Consider the following 15581-nt stretch of genomic DNA (forward strand, 5'->3'; position numbering starts at 1 on the left):
GGCGACGCCAATGCCGCCTGTCGTCGCCGCGGCCCCTCACGCCCCCATGGCGGTCACGGCGGAGGGCGGACGCCTCATCCGGGGCGTCCGCCCTTTCCGCTTCAGATCCGGCGCCGAACGAGCGTAGCGGTCACGAAGAACGCGATCCGGTTGGACATTGCCTTTATGCGGACGGGTTCTGATCGGCGAGCCAGGCGAGTTCCTGTCCGACGAAGACGCCCACGTCCATTGTTCAGGTGATCGACGGTATGTTCAAAATCGACCACACCGGTTTGGGAAAGCTCGACCTCAACCTCCTCGTGGCGTTCGACGCGCTGATGACCGAGCGGAGCGTGACGCGAGCGGCGGCGCGGGTCGGGCTCGGCCAGTCCGCCATGAGCCATGCCCTGGCGAGGCTGAGGACGGTGTTCGGCGACGAGTTGCTCATCCGCGGCCCCGACGGCATGCGTCCGACGCCGAAGGCGCTCGCGCTCAGCGCGCCGATCCGCGCCGCGCTCGCGCAGATCGAAGCGGCGGTCCGGCCCGAAAGAACATTCGACCCGGCCACCGAGGACAGGACCTTCACGATCGGCCTGCCCGACAGCGTCGAGGTCCTGCTGGCGCCGAAGCTCGTGGCGCATCTTCAGACCGTCGCGCCGGGTATCCGGCTCCTGCTGCGGACGATGGACCGCATCCGCATCCTCGAGGATCTCGACGCCGCGCGCACGGACCTCGGCATCGGAGTGTTCGACGAGGGGCAGACGCATCACAAGCGCCGGATCCTTCACAAGGAGAACTATCTCTGCATCTTCAACCCGCGGCTGGTCGGAGCGGAGCCGCCAATCACGCTCGCTGACTACCTCCGTCTGCCGCACGTGCTGACGAGCCTCGTCGAAAGCCAGCACGGCGTCGTGGACGATGCGCTCGCGAAGATCGGCGAGAAGCGGACAATCGCGCTCACCTCTCCGCGCTTCACCGCGGTGCCCTTCGTGGTCCTCCAGGCGCCTGTCATCGCGACGATGCATTCGAAGGTCGCGCGCTATTTCGCGGAGGCGATGGGGCTCACCCTGAGCCCGGCTCCCGTGATCCTGCCCGATGTCGCCGTCTCCATGCTGTGGCACTCGTCCTACGATTCCGACCCGGCGCACCAGTGGCTGCGCGAGACGGTTCGAGCTCTCATGGCGACGGAGCCGCCGCCCGGCCTCAACCTTTGGCTTCTGAGAGCTCAGCAGGAATTGCCCTGAGTTCCGAGCGGTTCTAGCGGAATTACGGTCCAAATCGGGCGAGGGTCACGCTCTGGCCGCATTTGGAGGCGACCAACATCGTTCCTGCGACGGCACGGGGACGAGGTTTTGAAGGCTGCTCTTTTAGGGGTCGCGATGGCTGTCGGATGCGCGCAGGGCGCCGGTCACTGCGTCGAGCGCAGCGGCGCAGGCTCCCCGGCCGCGTATGACGCGATCATCGCAAAGCACGCCCGGGCGAATGGCGTCCCTGAGTCGCTGGTGCGCCGGATCATCGTCCGCGAGAGCAAATACAATCCCACCGCCCGCAATGGCGGCCACTACGGCATGATGCAGATCAAGCCGGCCACCGCGAAATCCATGGGCTACCAAGGCGACGCCGCCGGCCTGTTCGACGCCGACACGAACCTCGCCTACGGCGTTCGCTATCTCGCGGGAGCCTACAAGGTCGCGGGCGGGAACGAGGATCGCGCCGTCGGTCTCTACGCCCGCGGTTATTACTACGACGCCAAGCGCAAGGGCCTTCTGGCGGCCGTCGGGCTCGGCAGAGACGGCAAGTTCACGCCGGCCTCCTCCACGCCCCCGTCGACCAACACATTCGAACTTGCAAGCGCCGATCCGTCCGCAAAGATCCGGCAGCTCGAAGTCGTAACCCGCAACGCGCCTGCTCAGGTCGCAGCGAACGCCGTCCCTCTGCCGCCGGCGAGGGATGTCGCGGCGACGACCGCGCCGCAGCCGGCCCCGAAAGCCGCTTTCTCTCTGTTCGGACGTGCTGCGCCGGCTCAGCCGAGCGAGCCCACGCCGATCGTGGTGGCGACCGCTCCGTCCGCCATCGTGCCGCTTCCGCCGGTCCGGGATGTGGCGCCCGTCGCTGCTCGGTCTCCTGCGGTCGCGCCCGCCGCGTTGCGTCCTTCGCTCGGCGCGCCGGCGCAGGCTGGCCAGGCCGTCGCCTCCGCCGACCTAGCCGTGCCTCTTCCGCCCTCGCGCGACGCCGTCGCGAAGGCTGTCCCGTCGCGTGAGGCGACGATGGTCGCGGTCGCGAAGCCCCGCGTCATCGCCGCGACCGCAGAACCGGTCCTGGCGTCGGCAGGGCCCGTCATGCCGATCCGGCTGCGCGCTTCCGCAGCCCCCCAGCCCCCGGCCTCCCCGTCGCTGGCTTACGCGAGCGCGCAGAGCCCCGCCATCGAGGGCGTGCCGCTGCCGCCGACGCGCGACGTCACCGGCAGCATAGGCGGTCGCCGCACCACCGCTCCCTGAGATAGCTGATCGCTCTCCGGCGACCGTCCCGGACGCTCTAGAGAACGCGCCCCGCGACAGCGTCGAGCTTCGCAACGAGCGTTGGATCGCGGTGTGCGGGAGCTGTCAGAAGGGCGAAGTCCAGCGCGCGGTCCGAGCCGATCGGACACGGCTCATGCTCCTCGGGAAAGTCCTGCGCAAGCCGCGCAACGAGGCGCCCCGCCGCGTCTCCATTGCCGCGCATGACATCGAGGATGGACGCGATCTCCGCCCCGCCCTCGTGCGGCCGCCAGGCGTCATAATCGGTCACCATGGCGACGGTCGCGTAGCAGATCTCGGCTTCGCGGGCGAGCTTGGCCTCGGGCATGTTGGTCATGCCGACCACCGACGCGCCCATCGCCTTGTAGGCGACCGACTCCGCCCGCGTCGAGAACTGCGGACCCTCCATGCAGACGTAAGACCCGCCGACCACGTGCGGCACGCGTTCCGCCGCCGCGGCTCTGGCGAGACGCGCGACGAGGTTGGGCGCCACCGGATCCGAGAACGGGACATGCGCCACGCAGCCCGCGCCGAAGAACGAACTCTGACGGCGGAAGGTGCGGTCGATGAACTGGTCGACGAGCACAAACATGCCGGGCGGCAGTTCCTCCCGGTATGAGCCGCAAGCCGAAAGCGAGATGAGGTCGGTCACACCGACCCGCTTCAGCACGTCGATATTGGCGCGGTAGTCGATGTCGGATGGCGAATGCCGGTGCCCGACGCCATGGCGTGGCAAGAAGACAACCCGGGCGTTTCCGACGCGTCCCTCCCGGGGCGGCGCCGACGGCATGCCCCAGGGACTTCCGATGTCGAGCTCGCGCATGTCCTCCAGACCTGGAAGATCATAAAGGCCCGAGCCGCCGATGATCCCGAGCGTCGCCTTAGCCATCGCGTCTTCCTTCAAGCCGTGCGCGCTCAGGCGACGACGCCACACGAAAACGGCGGACCAGACGGTCCGCCGCGGCGCTCATCATGCCCTTATCGCCGCCTTCAGGCGTGCTTTTCCTTGAGGCCTGCCCAGACCCGCTTCTTCGTGAAATAGAGCAGGCCGGCGAAGATCACGAGGAAAAACATAACGACGAGCCCGGTCTTCTTCCGCGCGACGAGATGCGGCTCCGCAGCCCATGTGAGGAAGGACGCCACGTCCTTGCCATACTGGTCCACCGTGGCGGGCGTCCCGTCGGTATAATCCACCTGGCCCTCCTGGATGGGCGGGGCCATGCCGATCCAGTGACCGGGGAAGTATTTGTTGTAGTGCAGCCCGTTCTTCGGAGGCTTCACGCCCTCAGGCGCTTCTTCATAGCCTCCGACAAGGGCATGGATGTAGTCCTGACCCTGCTCCTGGAACTGCGTGACGATGTCGAACAGAAAGGTCGGAAAGCCGCGCTCGTAGGTGCGCGCTTTGGCGAGCGTCGACATGTCCGGCGGATGGGCGCCGCCATTCGCCGCGCGGGCCGCCTGCTCGTTCGGGAATGGACTCGGAAAATAGTCCGAAAGCCGACCAGGGCGTTCGAACATGTCGCCGGAATCGTTCGGACCGTCCTCGATCTTGTATTCCCCGGCGATCGCCTTCGCCTGCTCCTCGGTCAAGCCGAGACCTCCCGGCTCCGCGAGGTTGCGGAACGCGACCATCGAGAGCGCGTGGCAGTTCGAGCAGACCTCGCGATAAACCTTGAAGCCGCGCTGGAGCTGCGCCGGATCGAACTTGCCGAACGGCCCGGAGAACGACCAGCTCTGCCGGGGCGGATGCTCCTGTTCGGCCGCGGAGGCGCGGGTCGCATCGAGGCTGAGCGCGCTAAGACCTACCGCGATGATCAGGGCTACGGCGCGGCCGGCGCCGGCGATCGTCCGAGAGGTCATGTTCTTTCTTTCAACGCGCACAATCATCGCAGCGCTCAAACCTGGCCATGAGTGGAGCCGCCCACGAGCGGCGCGAGGCCGGGTTGTCCCGGAAGCGGGCCCGAGCCGTTGGCGAGCACGGAATCGGCGATCGAGGCCGGCAGCGGCTTCGGCGTCTCGAGACGGCTGACGATCGGCAGAATGACGAGGAAATGGAGGAAATAGTAGGCCGCCGCCAGCTGCGAGAGACCGACATATGGTGAAATCGCTGGCTTCGAGCCGATCCACCCGAGGTAGATACAGTCCGCCACCAGAAGGAAGAAGAATATTCTATAGATAGGCCTGTAATTCGCCGATCTGACCTTCGAGCCATCAAGCCAAGGAAGAAAGAGCAACACCGCTATAGCGCCGAACATCAGCAGCACGCCGCCGAGCTTCGAGGGGACGGCGCGGAGGATCGCGTAGAAGGGCAGGAAGTACCATTCCGGCACGATGTGCGCCGGCGTCACGAGCGGATTCGCCTCGGTGTAGTTGTCGGCGTGGCCGAGGAAGTTCGGCAGGTAGAAGATGAACCATGCGAAGAAGATGAAGAAGCACACCATCGCGAAGCTGTCCTTCAGCGTCGCATAGGGCGTGAACGGAACCGTGTCCTTGCGGATGTCCTTGACCTCGACTCCGGTCGGATTGTTCTGTCCGACGTGGTGCAGCGCCCAGATATGCAGGCCGACGACGCCGGCGATCATGAACGGCAGGAGGTAATGCAGGGCGAAGAACCGGTTAAGCGTCGGATCGCCGACGGAGAACCCGCCCCAGAGCCAGGTCACGATCGACGGCCCGACGAGCGGAAACGCCGAAAACAGGTTGGTGATGACGGTCGCGCCCCAGAAAGACATCTGGCCCCAGGGCAGCACGTAGCCCATGAAGGCGGTCGCCATCATCAGGAGCAGGATCAGCACGCCAAGGATCCAGAGGACCTCGCGGGGCGCCTGATACGAGCCGTAATACAGCCCGCGGAACATGTGAATGTAGACCGCGATGAAGAACATCGACGCGCCGTTGGCGTGCATGTATCGGAGCAGCCAACCGTAGTTCACGTCCCGCATGATCTTCTCGACGGAGGCGAAGGCGAGCGTCGAATCCGGCACGTAGTGCATGGCGAGCACCACGCCGGTCAGGATCTGGGCGACGAGCATCACGGTGAGGATGCCGCCGAACGTCCAGAAATAGTTGAGATTGCGCGGCACCGGATAGGCGACCGCGCTTGCATGCACCAGCCCGACGATCGGAAGGCGGTCCTCGAACCACTTCGCGACGCCGCTCTTCGGCTGATAGACCGAATGACCTTCCATGACGTCCGTCCCCTCCCGTTCCGCTATGCTGCGGACTTCTGGATTTCAGGACCGGCTCAGCCGATCTTTATCTTGGTGTCCGACTCGAATGCGTAAGGCGGCACGTCGAGATTCTGCGGGGCCGGTCCGCGTCGGATGCGGCCGGCGCCGTCGTAATGCGAGCCGTGGCACGGGCAGAGCCAGCCGCCGAAATCTCCGGAATTGGCGATCGGGACGCAGCCGAGATGCGTGCACACGCCGACCACCACCAGCCAGTTCTCCTTGTCCTTCGCAGCGCGGTTGGCGTCGGTCGCGGGCGCGTCCGGCTCAAGGTTCTCGTTGCGGGCCAGGGGGTCGATCAGTTCCTCGAGCTTGACCTCCTTGGCCTTCTCGATCTGGTCCTTCGCGCGGTTCCACACGAAGACCGGCTTCCCCCGCCACTTGATGGTGACGACCTGACCTTCGGCGATCTGTGAGAGGTCGAGTTCGGTGGAGGACAGAGCGAGTTCGGACGCATCGGGATTCATCTGCGCGACGAAGGGCCAGGCGAGAAACCCGGCGCCAACGGCGGCCGCTGCGCCTGTCGCAAGGAACAGCATGTCGCGGCGAGTGGGTTCTTGGGCGTCGTGGGTCGCTGTCACTCTCGGGTCGCCTCCTCGTCGGGTTGGGATGGCGAAAAGAAGCGCCATCACCACCCAGTCGGCCGTTTTCTGGAACGGCTCTTATTGCGACGCTATCCCGCACCCTCCCCCCCCTGTCCACCCTGCGATGACAGGTAAGACACCTTGTCGCATCGCGACCCATTGCCTCTGTGAACTGGAGTTGCCCATGCGGCTCGCTCTCTACCAGCCGGACATCCCGCAGAACGCCGGAACTCTGCTGAGACTCGCCGCCTGTCTAGGCGTGACCGTCGACATCATCGAGCCGGCCGGCTTCCCCGTGTCCGATCGAGCGTTCCGAAGGGCGGGGCTCGACTATCTCGATCACGTCGAGATCGTTCGCCACGTCTCGTTCGCAGCCTTCGAAGCCGTGCGCCGCGCCGAAGGCCGGCGGTTGGTGCTGCTCACGACCCAGGCCGAAACCTCGTTTTTGGACGCCGCCTACCGCTCCGACGACGTGTTGATGGTCGGACGGGAGAGCGCCGGCGCGCCGCCCGAGACGCATGATTCGGCTGATCTAAGGGTCGCCATCCCGATGCGGCCCGGGATGCGCTCGCTGAACGTCGCGGTCGCCGGGGCCATGGCGCTGGCCGAAGCGCTGCGTGCGACCGGCGGGTTTCCTTCCCTGTCCGCTCCGGCGTAAATCGCGGCCCTTACGGAGATATCCCGATGAAACCACTCGAGGACATAGAGGCCCGCACGACGCGGAGCCGCGCCTGGTTCGAGGAACTGCGCGACAGGCTCCACGCCGCGCTCGAATCCATCGAGGACGAATCGGAGGCGACCGGTCCCGCAGGACGCTTCGAGCGCACGCCCTGGACGCGGCTGGACCATTCCGGCCGCGATGGCGGCGGCGGCGTCATGGGACTGATGAAAGGCCGGGTGTTCGAGAAGGTGGGCGTGCACGTCTCGACCGTGCATGGCGAGTTCGCGCCGGAATTTCGCAAGGACATTCCCGGCGCGATGGAGGCGCCGGACTTCTGGGCGTCCGGCATCTCGGTGATCGCGCACCCCTGGAACCCGAACGTGCCCACAGTCCACATGAACACGCGCCACGTCGTCACGAGCAAAGCGTGGTTTGGCGGCGGGGCGGACCTGACGCCGGTGCTCGACAGGCGGCGGACGCAGGATGATCCCGACACCATCGCGTTCCACCGCGCTCTGGAGGAAGCCTGCGCGGACCATAAAGTCGCCGATTATCCGAAGTTCAAAACCTGGTGCGACGACTATTTCTTCCTTAAGCACCGCAACGAGCCGCGCGGCGTCGGCGGGGTGTTCTACGATTGGCTGAACACCGGCGATTTCGAAGCCGACTTCGCCTTCACCCGCGCGATCGGCGACGCCTTCCTGGCCATCTATCCCAAGATCGTGCGGTCCAACCTCCAGACGCCCTGGACTGAGGACGATCGCGCCGAGCAGCTCGTTCGCCGCGGCCGTTACGTCGAATTCAACCTGCTCTACGATCGCGGGACGATCTTCGGCCTCAAGACAGGAGGAAACGTCTCCTCCATCCTGTCCTCCCTGCCGCCGCATGCGGCGTGGCCGTGAGGCGACGGACGCCTAACCGGCCGACGCGACCGCGTTCTCGACGATCGCCGCAATGGCCGCAGGCTCTTCAGGGAAATCCGCGGCGATCCAAGCCGCCTCCGCCAGCCTGAGCGCTCGTCCGAGTTCTGGCCCAGCGCTGACGCCGCGCTTGATGAAGTCGGAGGCGGCGACGGGGAAGACGGGCGGCGTCCAGCGGTCGGGCAGGGACAGGAGATCGATCCAGCGCCCGCCCTCGCCGCCGGCGTCCGCCCAGGCGAGGCGCGCGCGGTCACGATAGCCCTCCGGCCCGAGGCGGTAGAGCGAGGCGCGCGCCGCGGCTTCGTCGCCGGGGTGGAGCGGGGGAAAGAGATCGCCCACGCCCTGAAGCCGCTTCGCTTCCCGGTTCGAGAGTTTGAGGCGGCGGCGCAGGCGCTCGGCGTCTTCGGCGACGAACTGCAGGAGGGCCGCGAGCCCCAGAAGCCCGTCCGGCCTGCCGGCTTCAAGCGCAACGAAGCGTGCGAAGCGCGCGAGGCGCGGAACGCCGCCGGTCAGCGGCGCGAGCAGTCCGGCCTGCGCCATCGCGGCCACAGTTTCGGTCGCGCGCGGAGCGACGAGCAGCTTGAGGAGTTCGGCGCGAACGCGCTCGCCCGACAGGCGCGATAGCCCGCCGCGTTCCGCGATCGCGGCCGCGAAACCTTCGGCGTCGAGAGCTCCCCTGGCGAAGCGCGCGTGGAAGCGGAAGAAACGCAGCGTCCGCAGATAGTCCTCGCGGATGCGCTCGCGGGCCACGCCGATGAAGCGGACGCGCCCCGCCTCAAGGTCGGCGAGGCCGCCGACATGATCATGCACCCTGCCCCTCCGATCGAGGAACAGGCCGTTGATGGTGAGGTCGCGCCGCCTTGCATCCTCCGCCCAGTCCCGGGTGAAGGCGACGATCGCGCGACGTCCGTCAGTCGCGACGTCGCGGCGAAGCGTCGTGACCTCGAAAGGCCTGCCTTCGACGACAACGGTGACGGTGCCGTGTTCGATTCCGGTCGGGACAGGCTTCCAGCCTTTCGCCGCCGCCCGCGCTGAAACCACATCCGGCGTCGCGGTGGTGGCGATATCGACGTCGCCGGGCGGGCAGCCGAGCAGCGCATCGCGCACCGCGCCGCCATTGACACGCGCCTCCTCGCCGTCGCTGTCGAGCGCTGCGAGCACGTCGGCGAGCGGCCGCGCGTCCAGCCAAGCGGCGTGAGAGAGGCGAGCTACGGAGTCGGTCATTTTCTGTCGGGCTCGACGATGCTGCCGGGCACGAACACGCCGTTCTCCATATGGGCCGGCATATAAAGCGCCCTGGTCGAGCCACCGCTTGTGAGCGCGAGAATCCCGAGGCTCGCGAAGGTCAGCGCGAGCCCCGACGCGACGAGCCAGGCCAGAGGCACACCTCGCCAGCGCTCAGGCGCTTTCCATCCGCGGTCCGTCAGATAGAGCCAGACGCCGTAGACAACGAACGGCAGCAGGAACAGAAGCGCCTGGAACGCGATGCGGCTCATCCGGCGTAAAGCCTTTCATACAGATTGCGGAGCAGCCCGGCTGTTACGCCCCAGATATGCCGCTCCCGCCATGGCATATGGTGCACCTCCCGCAGCCCTCCGGACCATTCGCGCATCTCGATCCGATGGTTCTCCTCGCGCATCAGGAAGTCGAGGGGAACCTCGAAGGCCTCGTCGACCTCGGCTCGCGACAGCGTCAGTTGATAGGCAGGGTCGATCTCGGCCACTACGCCGATGACGCCATAGCCGGAATAGGTCACGTAGAGGTCGAGATAACCGAGCGGACGCACCAGATTTCGATCGAGTCCGATCTCCTCCTCCGCCTCCCTCAGAGCGGTCGCGAGCGGCGTGGCGTCGTCGGCCTCCCGTCCGCCGCCGGGAAACGAGATCTGGCCGGCGTGCACCGGCAGCGTCTTGGCCCGCTGCGTGAACAACAATTGCGGTTCGGCCCTCGCCACTATGCCGACGAGCACCGCCGCGGCGCGGGGGACATGGTCCGGAGCGAGCAGCCCGTGCTCGCCGATCGGAACGGTCTCCGGATCGTCCGGATCTGGAGGCGCCGCCAGCAACCGCGCAGCCGCCCGCCGACGCAGCTCCTCAAGCGAAAAGAACGGGCCGCGCGTCGCTTGGGCGACCGTCGCGGTCATGCCGCGGCTCCGTCCGCCTCGCCCATGGCGAAGAATTGGCCGCCGGACCAGACGCCCAGGAGACCCTCTCGTTCTTCGGCGAGAGCGACGAGATCATAGACCACGGAGCGCGCGACCAGCGCCCAAAGGTCGGCGCGGACGCGCGCGTAGGGCCGAAAGCCGGCCTTTCCCTGCTCGAAGCGGAGCGGATGGTCAGGACCAATGTCGACGGTCTCATCGACATTGGTGCGGAAGCGAATCTGACGATCCGGTCCCTCGCCGTCGCTCGCCATCTCCACGGCTACGAACGGCGCGTCGTCGACTGTGATCGAGAGCTTCTCGGCGGGCGTCACCAGGACGTAACCATCCGGATCACGCCGAAGCACGGTCGAAAACAGTTTCACGAGCGCCGGCCGCCGAATCGGCGAGCCTTGGTGGAGCCACGTCCCGTCCGCCTTGATGACGAGGTCCAGTTCGCCGCAATGGTCCGGATTCCAGAGGTGGACCGGCGCCGGCCCGCGAGAGCCGGCCTCCTTCGCCGCGGCGACGAGCGCCTGCATCCGAGCCGCGCCATCCGACGTATGGATCGATGAGACTTCCGCCATCACGTTCGCTTGACGCTCCGCTCCAGCCCTGACGATCGGCCTCAACATCGCCGGTATCGTGGGTCCCTGCTCGACATCACACTTATGGCTTCGCGCTGCTGCGGATAAGGGTCGTCCCCGCGATGGGGCCCGGAGCCGGACATCGAAGGTTGCAATGTCGCCCGGACGGTCGTCCGATGGGCCGGCCGTGCGGATCGGGCGGAATCGAGGAGAGCTTTGATGACACAGCCCTCAAGCGAAGGCGCGACCGACCTCGACGCAGCCATCGTCCGCGGCGCCGAGGCGATCGGCGGCCATGTCGCGGCGGCGCGCGCCGCGATCGGCGAGGTCATCTTTGGACAGGACAAGGTCGTCGACCAGGCGCTGCTCACCGTGCTCTGCGGCGGCCACGCGCTGCTGGTCGGCGTTCCGGGCCTCGCCAAGACCAAGCTTGTCGAAGCGATGGGAACCGTGCTCGGGCTCGACGCCCGCCGCGTGCAGTTCACCCCGGACCTGATGCCGTCCGACATCCTCGGCTCCGAGGTGCTGGAGGAGGACGCGCACGGACGACGCTCGTTCCGGTTCGTGTCGGGGCCGGTGTTCGCGCAGTTGCTGATGGCCGACGAAATCAATCGCGCGAGCCCGCGCACCCAGTCCGCGCTGCTGCAGGCGATGCAGGAGTACCACGTCACGGTCGCGGGCGTCCGCCACGACCTGCCGCGCCCGTTCCATGTGCTCGCGACCCAGAACCCGCTGGAGCAGGAGGGCACCTATCCGCTGCCCGAGGCTCAGCTCGACCGCTTCCTGCTGCAGATCGACGTCGATTATCCCGGCCGCGACGCCGAGCGCCGCATCCTGCTCGCGACGACCGGCGCCGACGAGGTGAAGGCCCGGCAGGCCCTCACCAGCGACGACCTGATGAGCGCCCAGCGGCTCGTGCGCCGGCTGCCGGTGGGCGACTCCGTCGTCGAGGCGATCCTCGACCTCGTGCGGTCGGCGCGCCCCGAGACCGCGGAAAAATCGATCTCGGGCAAGATCGCCTGGGGCCCCGGCCCGCGCGCCAGCCAGTCGCTGATGCTGGCGGTGCGCGCCCGCGCGCTGCTCGACGGCCGGTTCGCGCCCTCGATAGACGACATCGCTGCGCTTGCGACGCCGGTGCTCAAGCATCGCATGGCGCTCACCTTCTCCGCGCGCAGCGCCGGCGACACGCTCGAGGGCCTCATCGCGAAGCTTGTAGAGCGGCTAGGCTGACGCGGATGGCGGTGCGCGCCGAGCTCGTCGAGCGGGAGGCCGCCCGGGTCACCGTTCGCCACGAGGACGCGGCGCTCGATCTCGCAGCCAGCCTTCCGCGGCTGCTGGTCGCCGCAAGGCGCGCGTCGTCGACGGTGGCGCACGGCCTGCACGGGCGTAGGCGATCCGGCGTCGGCGAGAATTTCTGGCAGTTCCGTCGCTTCAGCCAGGGCGATCCGGTCGGCCGCATCGACTGGCGCCGTTCGGCGCGCGACGACCACGTCTATATCCGTGAGCAGGAGTGGGAAGCGGCGCACACGGTCTGGATCTGGATCGACCGCTCGCGCTCCATGGCCTTCAGATCGAGCCTAGCGTCAGTCCCGAAGATCGAACGGGCGGTCGTGCTCGGTCTCGCGCTTGCCGACCTGCTGGTGCGAGGCGGCGAGCGCGTTGGACTGCTCGGCGTCACCCGGCCGACCGCGAGCAGGCTCGCAATCGAACGGCTTGGACAAGCGCTCGTCTTCGCCAGCGAGGATACGAGCGAGCTGCCGCCGGCCGAGGCGCCGATCGCCCGGCTCGCCGAAGCAGTGCTTATCGGCGACCTGTTGGCGCCGGAGGATGAGATCGCGGCGTCCGTCGCTCGTCTCGCGGCCCGCGGCGGACGCGGCCACATGGTGATGATCGCCGACCCCGCGGAGGAGACGTTTCCTTTCTCCGGCCGCACTGAATTCGTCGACCCCGACAGCTCGCGGAGGCTCGTCGCCGGCCGCGCCGAGGACTGGCGCGCCGGCTACGCCGAACGCCTCGCGCGGCATCGGGCGGCGCTCGGCGAGATCGCGCGACGCCACGGCTGGAGCTTCACGATCCACCGGACCGACCGGCCGGCGTCGGAGCCGCTGCTCGCGCTCCATGCGCGGCTTGCGGAGGCGGCGTTTTGAGCGCGCTCCCGCTTGCGTTCCTTAGCCCCTGGATGCTGCTCGGCCTGCTCGCGCTGCCGGCGCTGTGGCTGCTGCTGCGACTGGTTCCCCCGCGCCCGCGCCGGGTCGATTTCCCGCCGCTTCGTCTCCTGCTCGACGTCGTCGCGAAGCGTGAGACGCCGGTCTCTACGCCCTGGTGGTTGCTGCTTCTTCGCCTCGCTCTCGCCGCCTTCATCATCTTCGCGCTGGCGAAGCCGGTGTGGAATCTCCAGCCTACGGCCGCCGCGGGCTCGGGTCCGCTGCTCGTCGTTATCGACAATGGCTGGGCGTCCGCGCCCGATTGGGACGCGCGTGTTCAGGCGGCCGACGCCGCGATCGAGGCCGCCGGCGACGGAGGCCGCGCGGTCGCGCTGGTCGCCTCCGCCGATGCGCCGCGGGACATCGGTCTCGTGACGGCCGGCCAGGCCCGCGAACGGCTGCGCGTCATCACGCCCGAACCTTTCGATCCCGACCGCAAGCCGCTGCTTCCGCCGATCGATAAGCTGATCAAGACCGTCCCTTCGACCGAAGCGCTGTGGATCACAGACGGCCTGGCGCGGGGCGACGCGCATGCTTTCGCCGAAGGGCTGAAGACCGCTCTCGGCGACGGCAGGCTCACCGTACGCGCGGACGCGCGCTCGGCCCGCGGACTTGCGGCCGCCGAGAACCAGCCGGGCGCCCTCACCGTCAAGGCGCTTCGCGCCGAGGCGGCGGGGTCCGAGCCGTTCCGGATTCGCGCGTCCGACCTTCGCGGGCGGACGCTCGCCGACGTCGATGGGCGGTTCGAACCCGGCGCCAGGGACGCGGTGGCGACCGTCGATCTGCCCGTCGAGCTCCGCAACGACGTCGCTCGGCTCGAGATCGTCGGCGCGAAGACGGCCGGCGCGGTGCAACTGCTCGACCAGCGCTCCAAGCGCCGCTCGATCGGGCTCGTCACCGGCGCGTCGACCGACGTCGCGCAGCCACTGCTGTCGCCCACTTATTACGTCTCGCAAGCGCTGAAACCTTTCGCCGACGTTCGCGAGGCGCGCGGCCAGGGCGCGAGCCAGGCGGTCGAGGCCTTCGTCGCGGAAAAACTGCCGGTCATCGTGCTGGCCGACGTGGGAGCGCTCACGCAAGAAGCCCATGAGGCGCTCAGCCAATGGGTCAAGAACGGCGGTGTGCTGATCCGCTTCGCGGGCCCCCGGCTCGCCGGAGCGCCGGAGGACGACCTGTCGCCCGTGCGCCTGCGCCAGGGCGGCCGTATCCTGGGCGGCGCTTTGGCCTGGGAGACCCCGCAGCCGCTGGCGAGCTTCTCGCCGAATGGTCCGTTCGCGCCGCTTACCGTGCCGAAGGACGTGACCGTGAACCGGCAAGTGCTGGCCGAGCCCGACGTCGACCTGCCCGACCGGGTCTGGGCGACGCTCGGCGACGGCACCCCCCTCGTCACCGGCGTCAGGCAGGGCAAGGGCCTCACGGCGCTGTTCCACGTCACCTCGGACACGCGCTGGTCGAACCTGCCGCTCTCCGGCGCATTCGTCGAGATGCTCCGCCGCGTCGTCGACCTCGCGGGGTCGAACCCTCCATCGAAGCCCCAGGAAGGCGCAGCCGCGCCGCAGGCGGCGGCTGGCGCGCGAGCCGCTGTGCTGGCTCCGACCCGCACGCTCGACGGCTACGGGGCCTTCCGCAGCCCGCCGGCGACCGCCCGGCCGGCGCCGGCCGAAGGCCGGCCCGCGGCGACGCAGGATAACCCGCCAGGGTTCTACGGGCCGGTCGATGCAGGCGTAGCGCTCAACGTGCTCGCGCCCGACGCCGCGCTTGCGCGCGCCGACCTCTCCGGCCTCGACGTGAACGTGTCGCCGATCGTCGTCGCCGAACCGACGCCGATCGCGCCGTGGCTGTTCACGATCGCAGCGGTCGCGGCGATCGCTGACAGCCTGATCGTCTTCCTCCTCGGCGGCGGAGCGGCGCTGCTCTCCGGACGGCGCGCCGGAACGGCGGCGCTGATGATCGCAGCCGCCGGACTGGCGCTTGCTGCGAGCGCCGCGCCCGGCCTCGCCCAGCAACCGCCGGTCAAGCCCGCGATCGACGAGAGGTTCGCGCTGGAGGCCACGCTGTCGACCCGTCTCGCTTACGTGCAGACCGGCGATTTCGAGGTCGACCGGCTGAGCAAGGCTGGTCTCGAAGGCCTTACCCAGACGCTCGCCCAGCGCACCGCACTGGAGCCGGGCTCGCCGATGGCGGTGGACCCCGCGAAGGACGAGCTCTCGTTCTTCCCGTTGATCTACTGGCCGGTCGTCAACGGCGCGCCGACGCCCTCGCCCGAGGCGCTGGCCCGTATCGACGCCTACATGAAGCAGGGCGGCGCGATCCTGTTCGACACGCGCGACGCGCTGACCGCCGCGCCCGGCGTCGAGAATGAGGCGCTGAAGCGCCTCCTAGCCGGCCTCGACGTGCCGGCCCTCGAAAAGGTGCCGGACGACCACGTGCTGACCAAGGCGTTCTACCTGCTGAATGATTTTCCCGGCCGCTATTCTGGCAGTCCGCTCTGGGTCGAGGCCCTGCCGCCGGTCGAGGACGGCGAGGAGCGTCCCGCGCGCGCCGGCGATGGCGTCTCGCCGATCCTGATCACCGGGGCCGATCTCGCCGGCGCTTGGGCGATCGGCGCCAACGGCGATCCGCTGCTGCCGACCTCCGGAGACGAGCGACAGCGTGAGATGGCCTACCGCGTCGGCGTCAACATCGTGATGTACACCCTGACCGGAAACTACAAGGCCGACCAGGTGCACGTGCCGGCGCTGCTTGAGAGGCTCGGCCAATGAC

At 68.2% G+C, this 15581-nt stretch carries 15 protein-coding genes; 7 read left to right on the forward strand and 8 right to left on the reverse strand.

The features are described from left to right. Positions 1 to 248: 248 nt before the first annotated feature. Together PKE75_RS15160 and PKE75_RS15165 are read left to right on the forward strand one after the other, a co-directional pair. Positions 249 to 1223 carry a LysR family transcriptional regulator gene (locus PKE75_RS15160; RefSeq protein WP_271169580.1) on the forward strand — a complete coding sequence of 325 codons (975 nt, stop codon included), beginning with the start codon at positions 249 to 251 and terminating at the stop codon, positions 1221 to 1223. A 135-nt stretch (positions 1224 to 1358) separates the two neighbouring features. Then, on the forward strand, positions 1359 to 2477 hold the full coding sequence (locus tag PKE75_RS15165; RefSeq protein ID WP_271169581.1) for a transglycosylase SLT domain-containing protein: 1119 nt from the start codon (positions 1359 to 1361) through the stop codon (positions 2475 to 2477). A 37-nt stretch (positions 2478 to 2514) separates the two neighbouring features. Here the strand turns inward: PKE75_RS15165 and PKE75_RS15170 are convergent, their stop codons facing one another. From PKE75_RS15170 to petA, 4 genes are all read right to left on the reverse strand, one after another. Next, entirely contained in the window at positions 2515 to 3384 is an 870-nt protein-coding gene (locus PKE75_RS15170) for an S-methyl-5'-thioadenosine phosphorylase (RefSeq protein WP_271169582.1), read from the reverse strand. 101 nt (positions 3385 to 3485) lie between these two features. Continuing rightward, positions 3486 to 4355: a cytochrome c1 gene (locus PKE75_RS15175; RefSeq protein WP_428979147.1), complete on the reverse strand. Its 870-nt coding sequence runs from the start codon at positions 4353 to 4355 to the stop codon at positions 3486 to 3488. A gap of 35 nt (positions 4356 to 4390) precedes the next feature. Then, positions 4391 to 5683: a cytochrome b gene (locus PKE75_RS15180; protein ID WP_271169583.1), complete on the reverse strand. Its 1293-nt coding sequence runs from the start codon at positions 5681 to 5683 to the stop codon at positions 4391 to 4393. Positions 5684 to 5739: 56 nt separating this feature from the next. Continuing rightward, positions 5740 to 6303: a ubiquinol-cytochrome c reductase iron-sulfur subunit gene (gene petA, locus PKE75_RS15185; RefSeq protein WP_271169584.1), complete on the reverse strand. Its 564-nt coding sequence runs from the start codon at positions 6301 to 6303 to the stop codon at positions 5740 to 5742. A gap of 187 nt (positions 6304 to 6490) precedes the next feature. Here petA and PKE75_RS15190 point away from each other — a divergent pair, with 187 nt between their 5' ends. Together PKE75_RS15190 and hemF are read left to right on the forward strand one after the other, a co-directional pair. Next, on the forward strand, positions 6491 to 6964 hold the full coding sequence (locus tag PKE75_RS15190) for a tRNA (cytidine(34)-2'-O)-methyltransferase (protein ID WP_271169585.1): 474 nt from the start codon (positions 6491 to 6493) through the stop codon (positions 6962 to 6964). 26 nt (positions 6965 to 6990) lie between these two features. Then, positions 6991 to 7869 carry an oxygen-dependent coproporphyrinogen oxidase gene (hemF, locus tag PKE75_RS15195; protein ID WP_271169586.1) on the forward strand — a complete coding sequence of 293 codons (879 nt, stop codon included), beginning with the start codon at positions 6991 to 6993 and terminating at the stop codon, positions 7867 to 7869. 12 nt (positions 7870 to 7881) lie between these two features. Here the strand turns inward: hemF and PKE75_RS15200 are convergent, their stop codons facing one another. The 4 genes from PKE75_RS15200 to PKE75_RS15215 are packed head-to-tail and all read right to left on the reverse strand — an operon-like array spanning position 7882 to position 10614. After that, positions 7882 to 9111: a CCA tRNA nucleotidyltransferase gene (locus tag PKE75_RS15200; RefSeq protein WP_271169587.1), complete on the reverse strand. Its 1230-nt coding sequence runs from the start codon at positions 9109 to 9111 to the stop codon at positions 7882 to 7884. Beyond that, positions 9108 to 9383, reverse strand: a complete 276-nt coding sequence (locus tag PKE75_RS15205; protein WP_271169588.1) for a DUF6111 family protein — start codon at positions 9381 to 9383, stop codon at positions 9108 to 9110. The genes PKE75_RS15200 and PKE75_RS15205 overlap by 4 nt, the downstream gene beginning before the upstream one ends. Next, positions 9380 to 10030, reverse strand: a complete 651-nt coding sequence (locus tag PKE75_RS15210) for an NUDIX hydrolase (protein ID WP_271169589.1) — start codon at positions 10028 to 10030, stop codon at positions 9380 to 9382. Before PKE75_RS15210 ends, PKE75_RS15205 begins: the two co-directional genes overlap by 4 nt. After that, positions 10027 to 10614: a DUF1285 domain-containing protein gene (locus tag PKE75_RS15215; RefSeq protein ID WP_271169590.1), complete on the reverse strand. Its 588-nt coding sequence runs from the start codon at positions 10612 to 10614 to the stop codon at positions 10027 to 10029. The genes PKE75_RS15210 and PKE75_RS15215 overlap by 4 nt, the downstream gene beginning before the upstream one ends. Before the next feature lie 219 nt (positions 10615 to 10833). Between PKE75_RS15215 and PKE75_RS15220 the strand changes: the two genes are divergently transcribed. The 3 genes from PKE75_RS15220 to PKE75_RS15230 are packed head-to-tail and all read left to right on the forward strand — an operon-like array spanning position 10834 to position 15580. Next, positions 10834 to 11844 (forward strand): AAA family ATPase, encoded by a 1011-nt coding sequence (locus tag PKE75_RS15220; protein WP_271169591.1) that lies wholly within the window; start codon positions 10834 to 10836, stop codon positions 11842 to 11844. 5 nt (positions 11845 to 11849) lie between these two features. After that, on the forward strand, positions 11850 to 12761 hold the full coding sequence (locus tag PKE75_RS15225; protein WP_271169592.1) for a DUF58 domain-containing protein: 912 nt from the start codon (positions 11850 to 11852) through the stop codon (positions 12759 to 12761). After that, positions 12758 to 15580 carry a DUF4159 domain-containing protein gene (locus PKE75_RS15230; RefSeq protein WP_271169593.1) on the forward strand — a complete coding sequence of 941 codons (2823 nt, stop codon included), beginning with the start codon at positions 12758 to 12760 and terminating at the stop codon, positions 15578 to 15580. The genes PKE75_RS15225 and PKE75_RS15230 overlap by 4 nt, the downstream gene beginning before the upstream one ends. Position 15581 lies beyond the last annotated feature (1 nt).

The organism is Hansschlegelia plantiphila, assembly GCF_027922265.1.
In the GTDB taxonomy this organism is placed as follows: domain Bacteria; phylum Pseudomonadota; class Alphaproteobacteria; order Rhizobiales; family Methylopilaceae; genus Methylopila; species Methylopila plantiphila.

Excerpts from the sequence above, each read along its gene's own strand:
- PKE75_RS15160 (WP_271169580.1), top strand. The coding sequence starts at position 249 with ATGTTCAAAATCGACCACACCGGTTTGGGAAAGCTCGACCTCAACCTC.
- PKE75_RS15165 (WP_271169581.1), top strand. The coding sequence starts at position 1,359 with ATGGCTGTCGGATGCGCGCAGGGCGCCGGTCACTGCGTCGAGCGCAGC.
- PKE75_RS15170 (WP_271169582.1), bottom strand. The coding sequence starts at position 3,384 with ATGGCTAAGGCGACGCTCGGGATCATCGGCGGCTCGGGCCTTTATGAT.
- PKE75_RS15175 (WP_428979147.1), bottom strand. The coding sequence starts at position 4,355 with ATGACCTCTCGGACGATCGCCGGCGCCGGCCGCGCCGTAGCCCTGATC.
- PKE75_RS15180 (WP_271169583.1), bottom strand. The coding sequence starts at position 5,683 with ATGGAAGGTCATTCGGTCTATCAGCCGAAGAGCGGCGTCGCGAAGTGG.
- PKE75_RS15190 (WP_271169585.1), top strand. The coding sequence starts at position 6,491 with ATGCGGCTCGCTCTCTACCAGCCGGACATCCCGCAGAACGCCGGAACT.
- hemF (WP_271169586.1), top strand. The coding sequence starts at position 6,991 with ATGAAACCACTCGAGGACATAGAGGCCCGCACGACGCGGAGCCGCGCC.
- PKE75_RS15200 (WP_271169587.1), bottom strand. The coding sequence starts at position 9,111 with ATGACCGACTCCGTAGCTCGCCTCTCTCACGCCGCTTGGCTGGACGCG.
- PKE75_RS15205 (WP_271169588.1), bottom strand. The coding sequence starts at position 9,383 with ATGAGCCGCATCGCGTTCCAGGCGCTTCTGTTCCTGCTGCCGTTCGTT.
- PKE75_RS15210 (WP_271169589.1), bottom strand. The coding sequence starts at position 10,030 with ATGACCGCGACGGTCGCCCAAGCGACGCGCGGCCCGTTCTTTTCGCTT.
- PKE75_RS15215 (WP_271169590.1), bottom strand. The coding sequence starts at position 10,614 with ATGGCGGAAGTCTCATCGATCCATACGTCGGATGGCGCGGCTCGGATG.
- PKE75_RS15220 (WP_271169591.1), top strand. The coding sequence starts at position 10,834 with ATGACACAGCCCTCAAGCGAAGGCGCGACCGACCTCGACGCAGCCATC.
- PKE75_RS15225 (WP_271169592.1), top strand. The coding sequence starts at position 11,850 with ATGGCGGTGCGCGCCGAGCTCGTCGAGCGGGAGGCCGCCCGGGTCACC.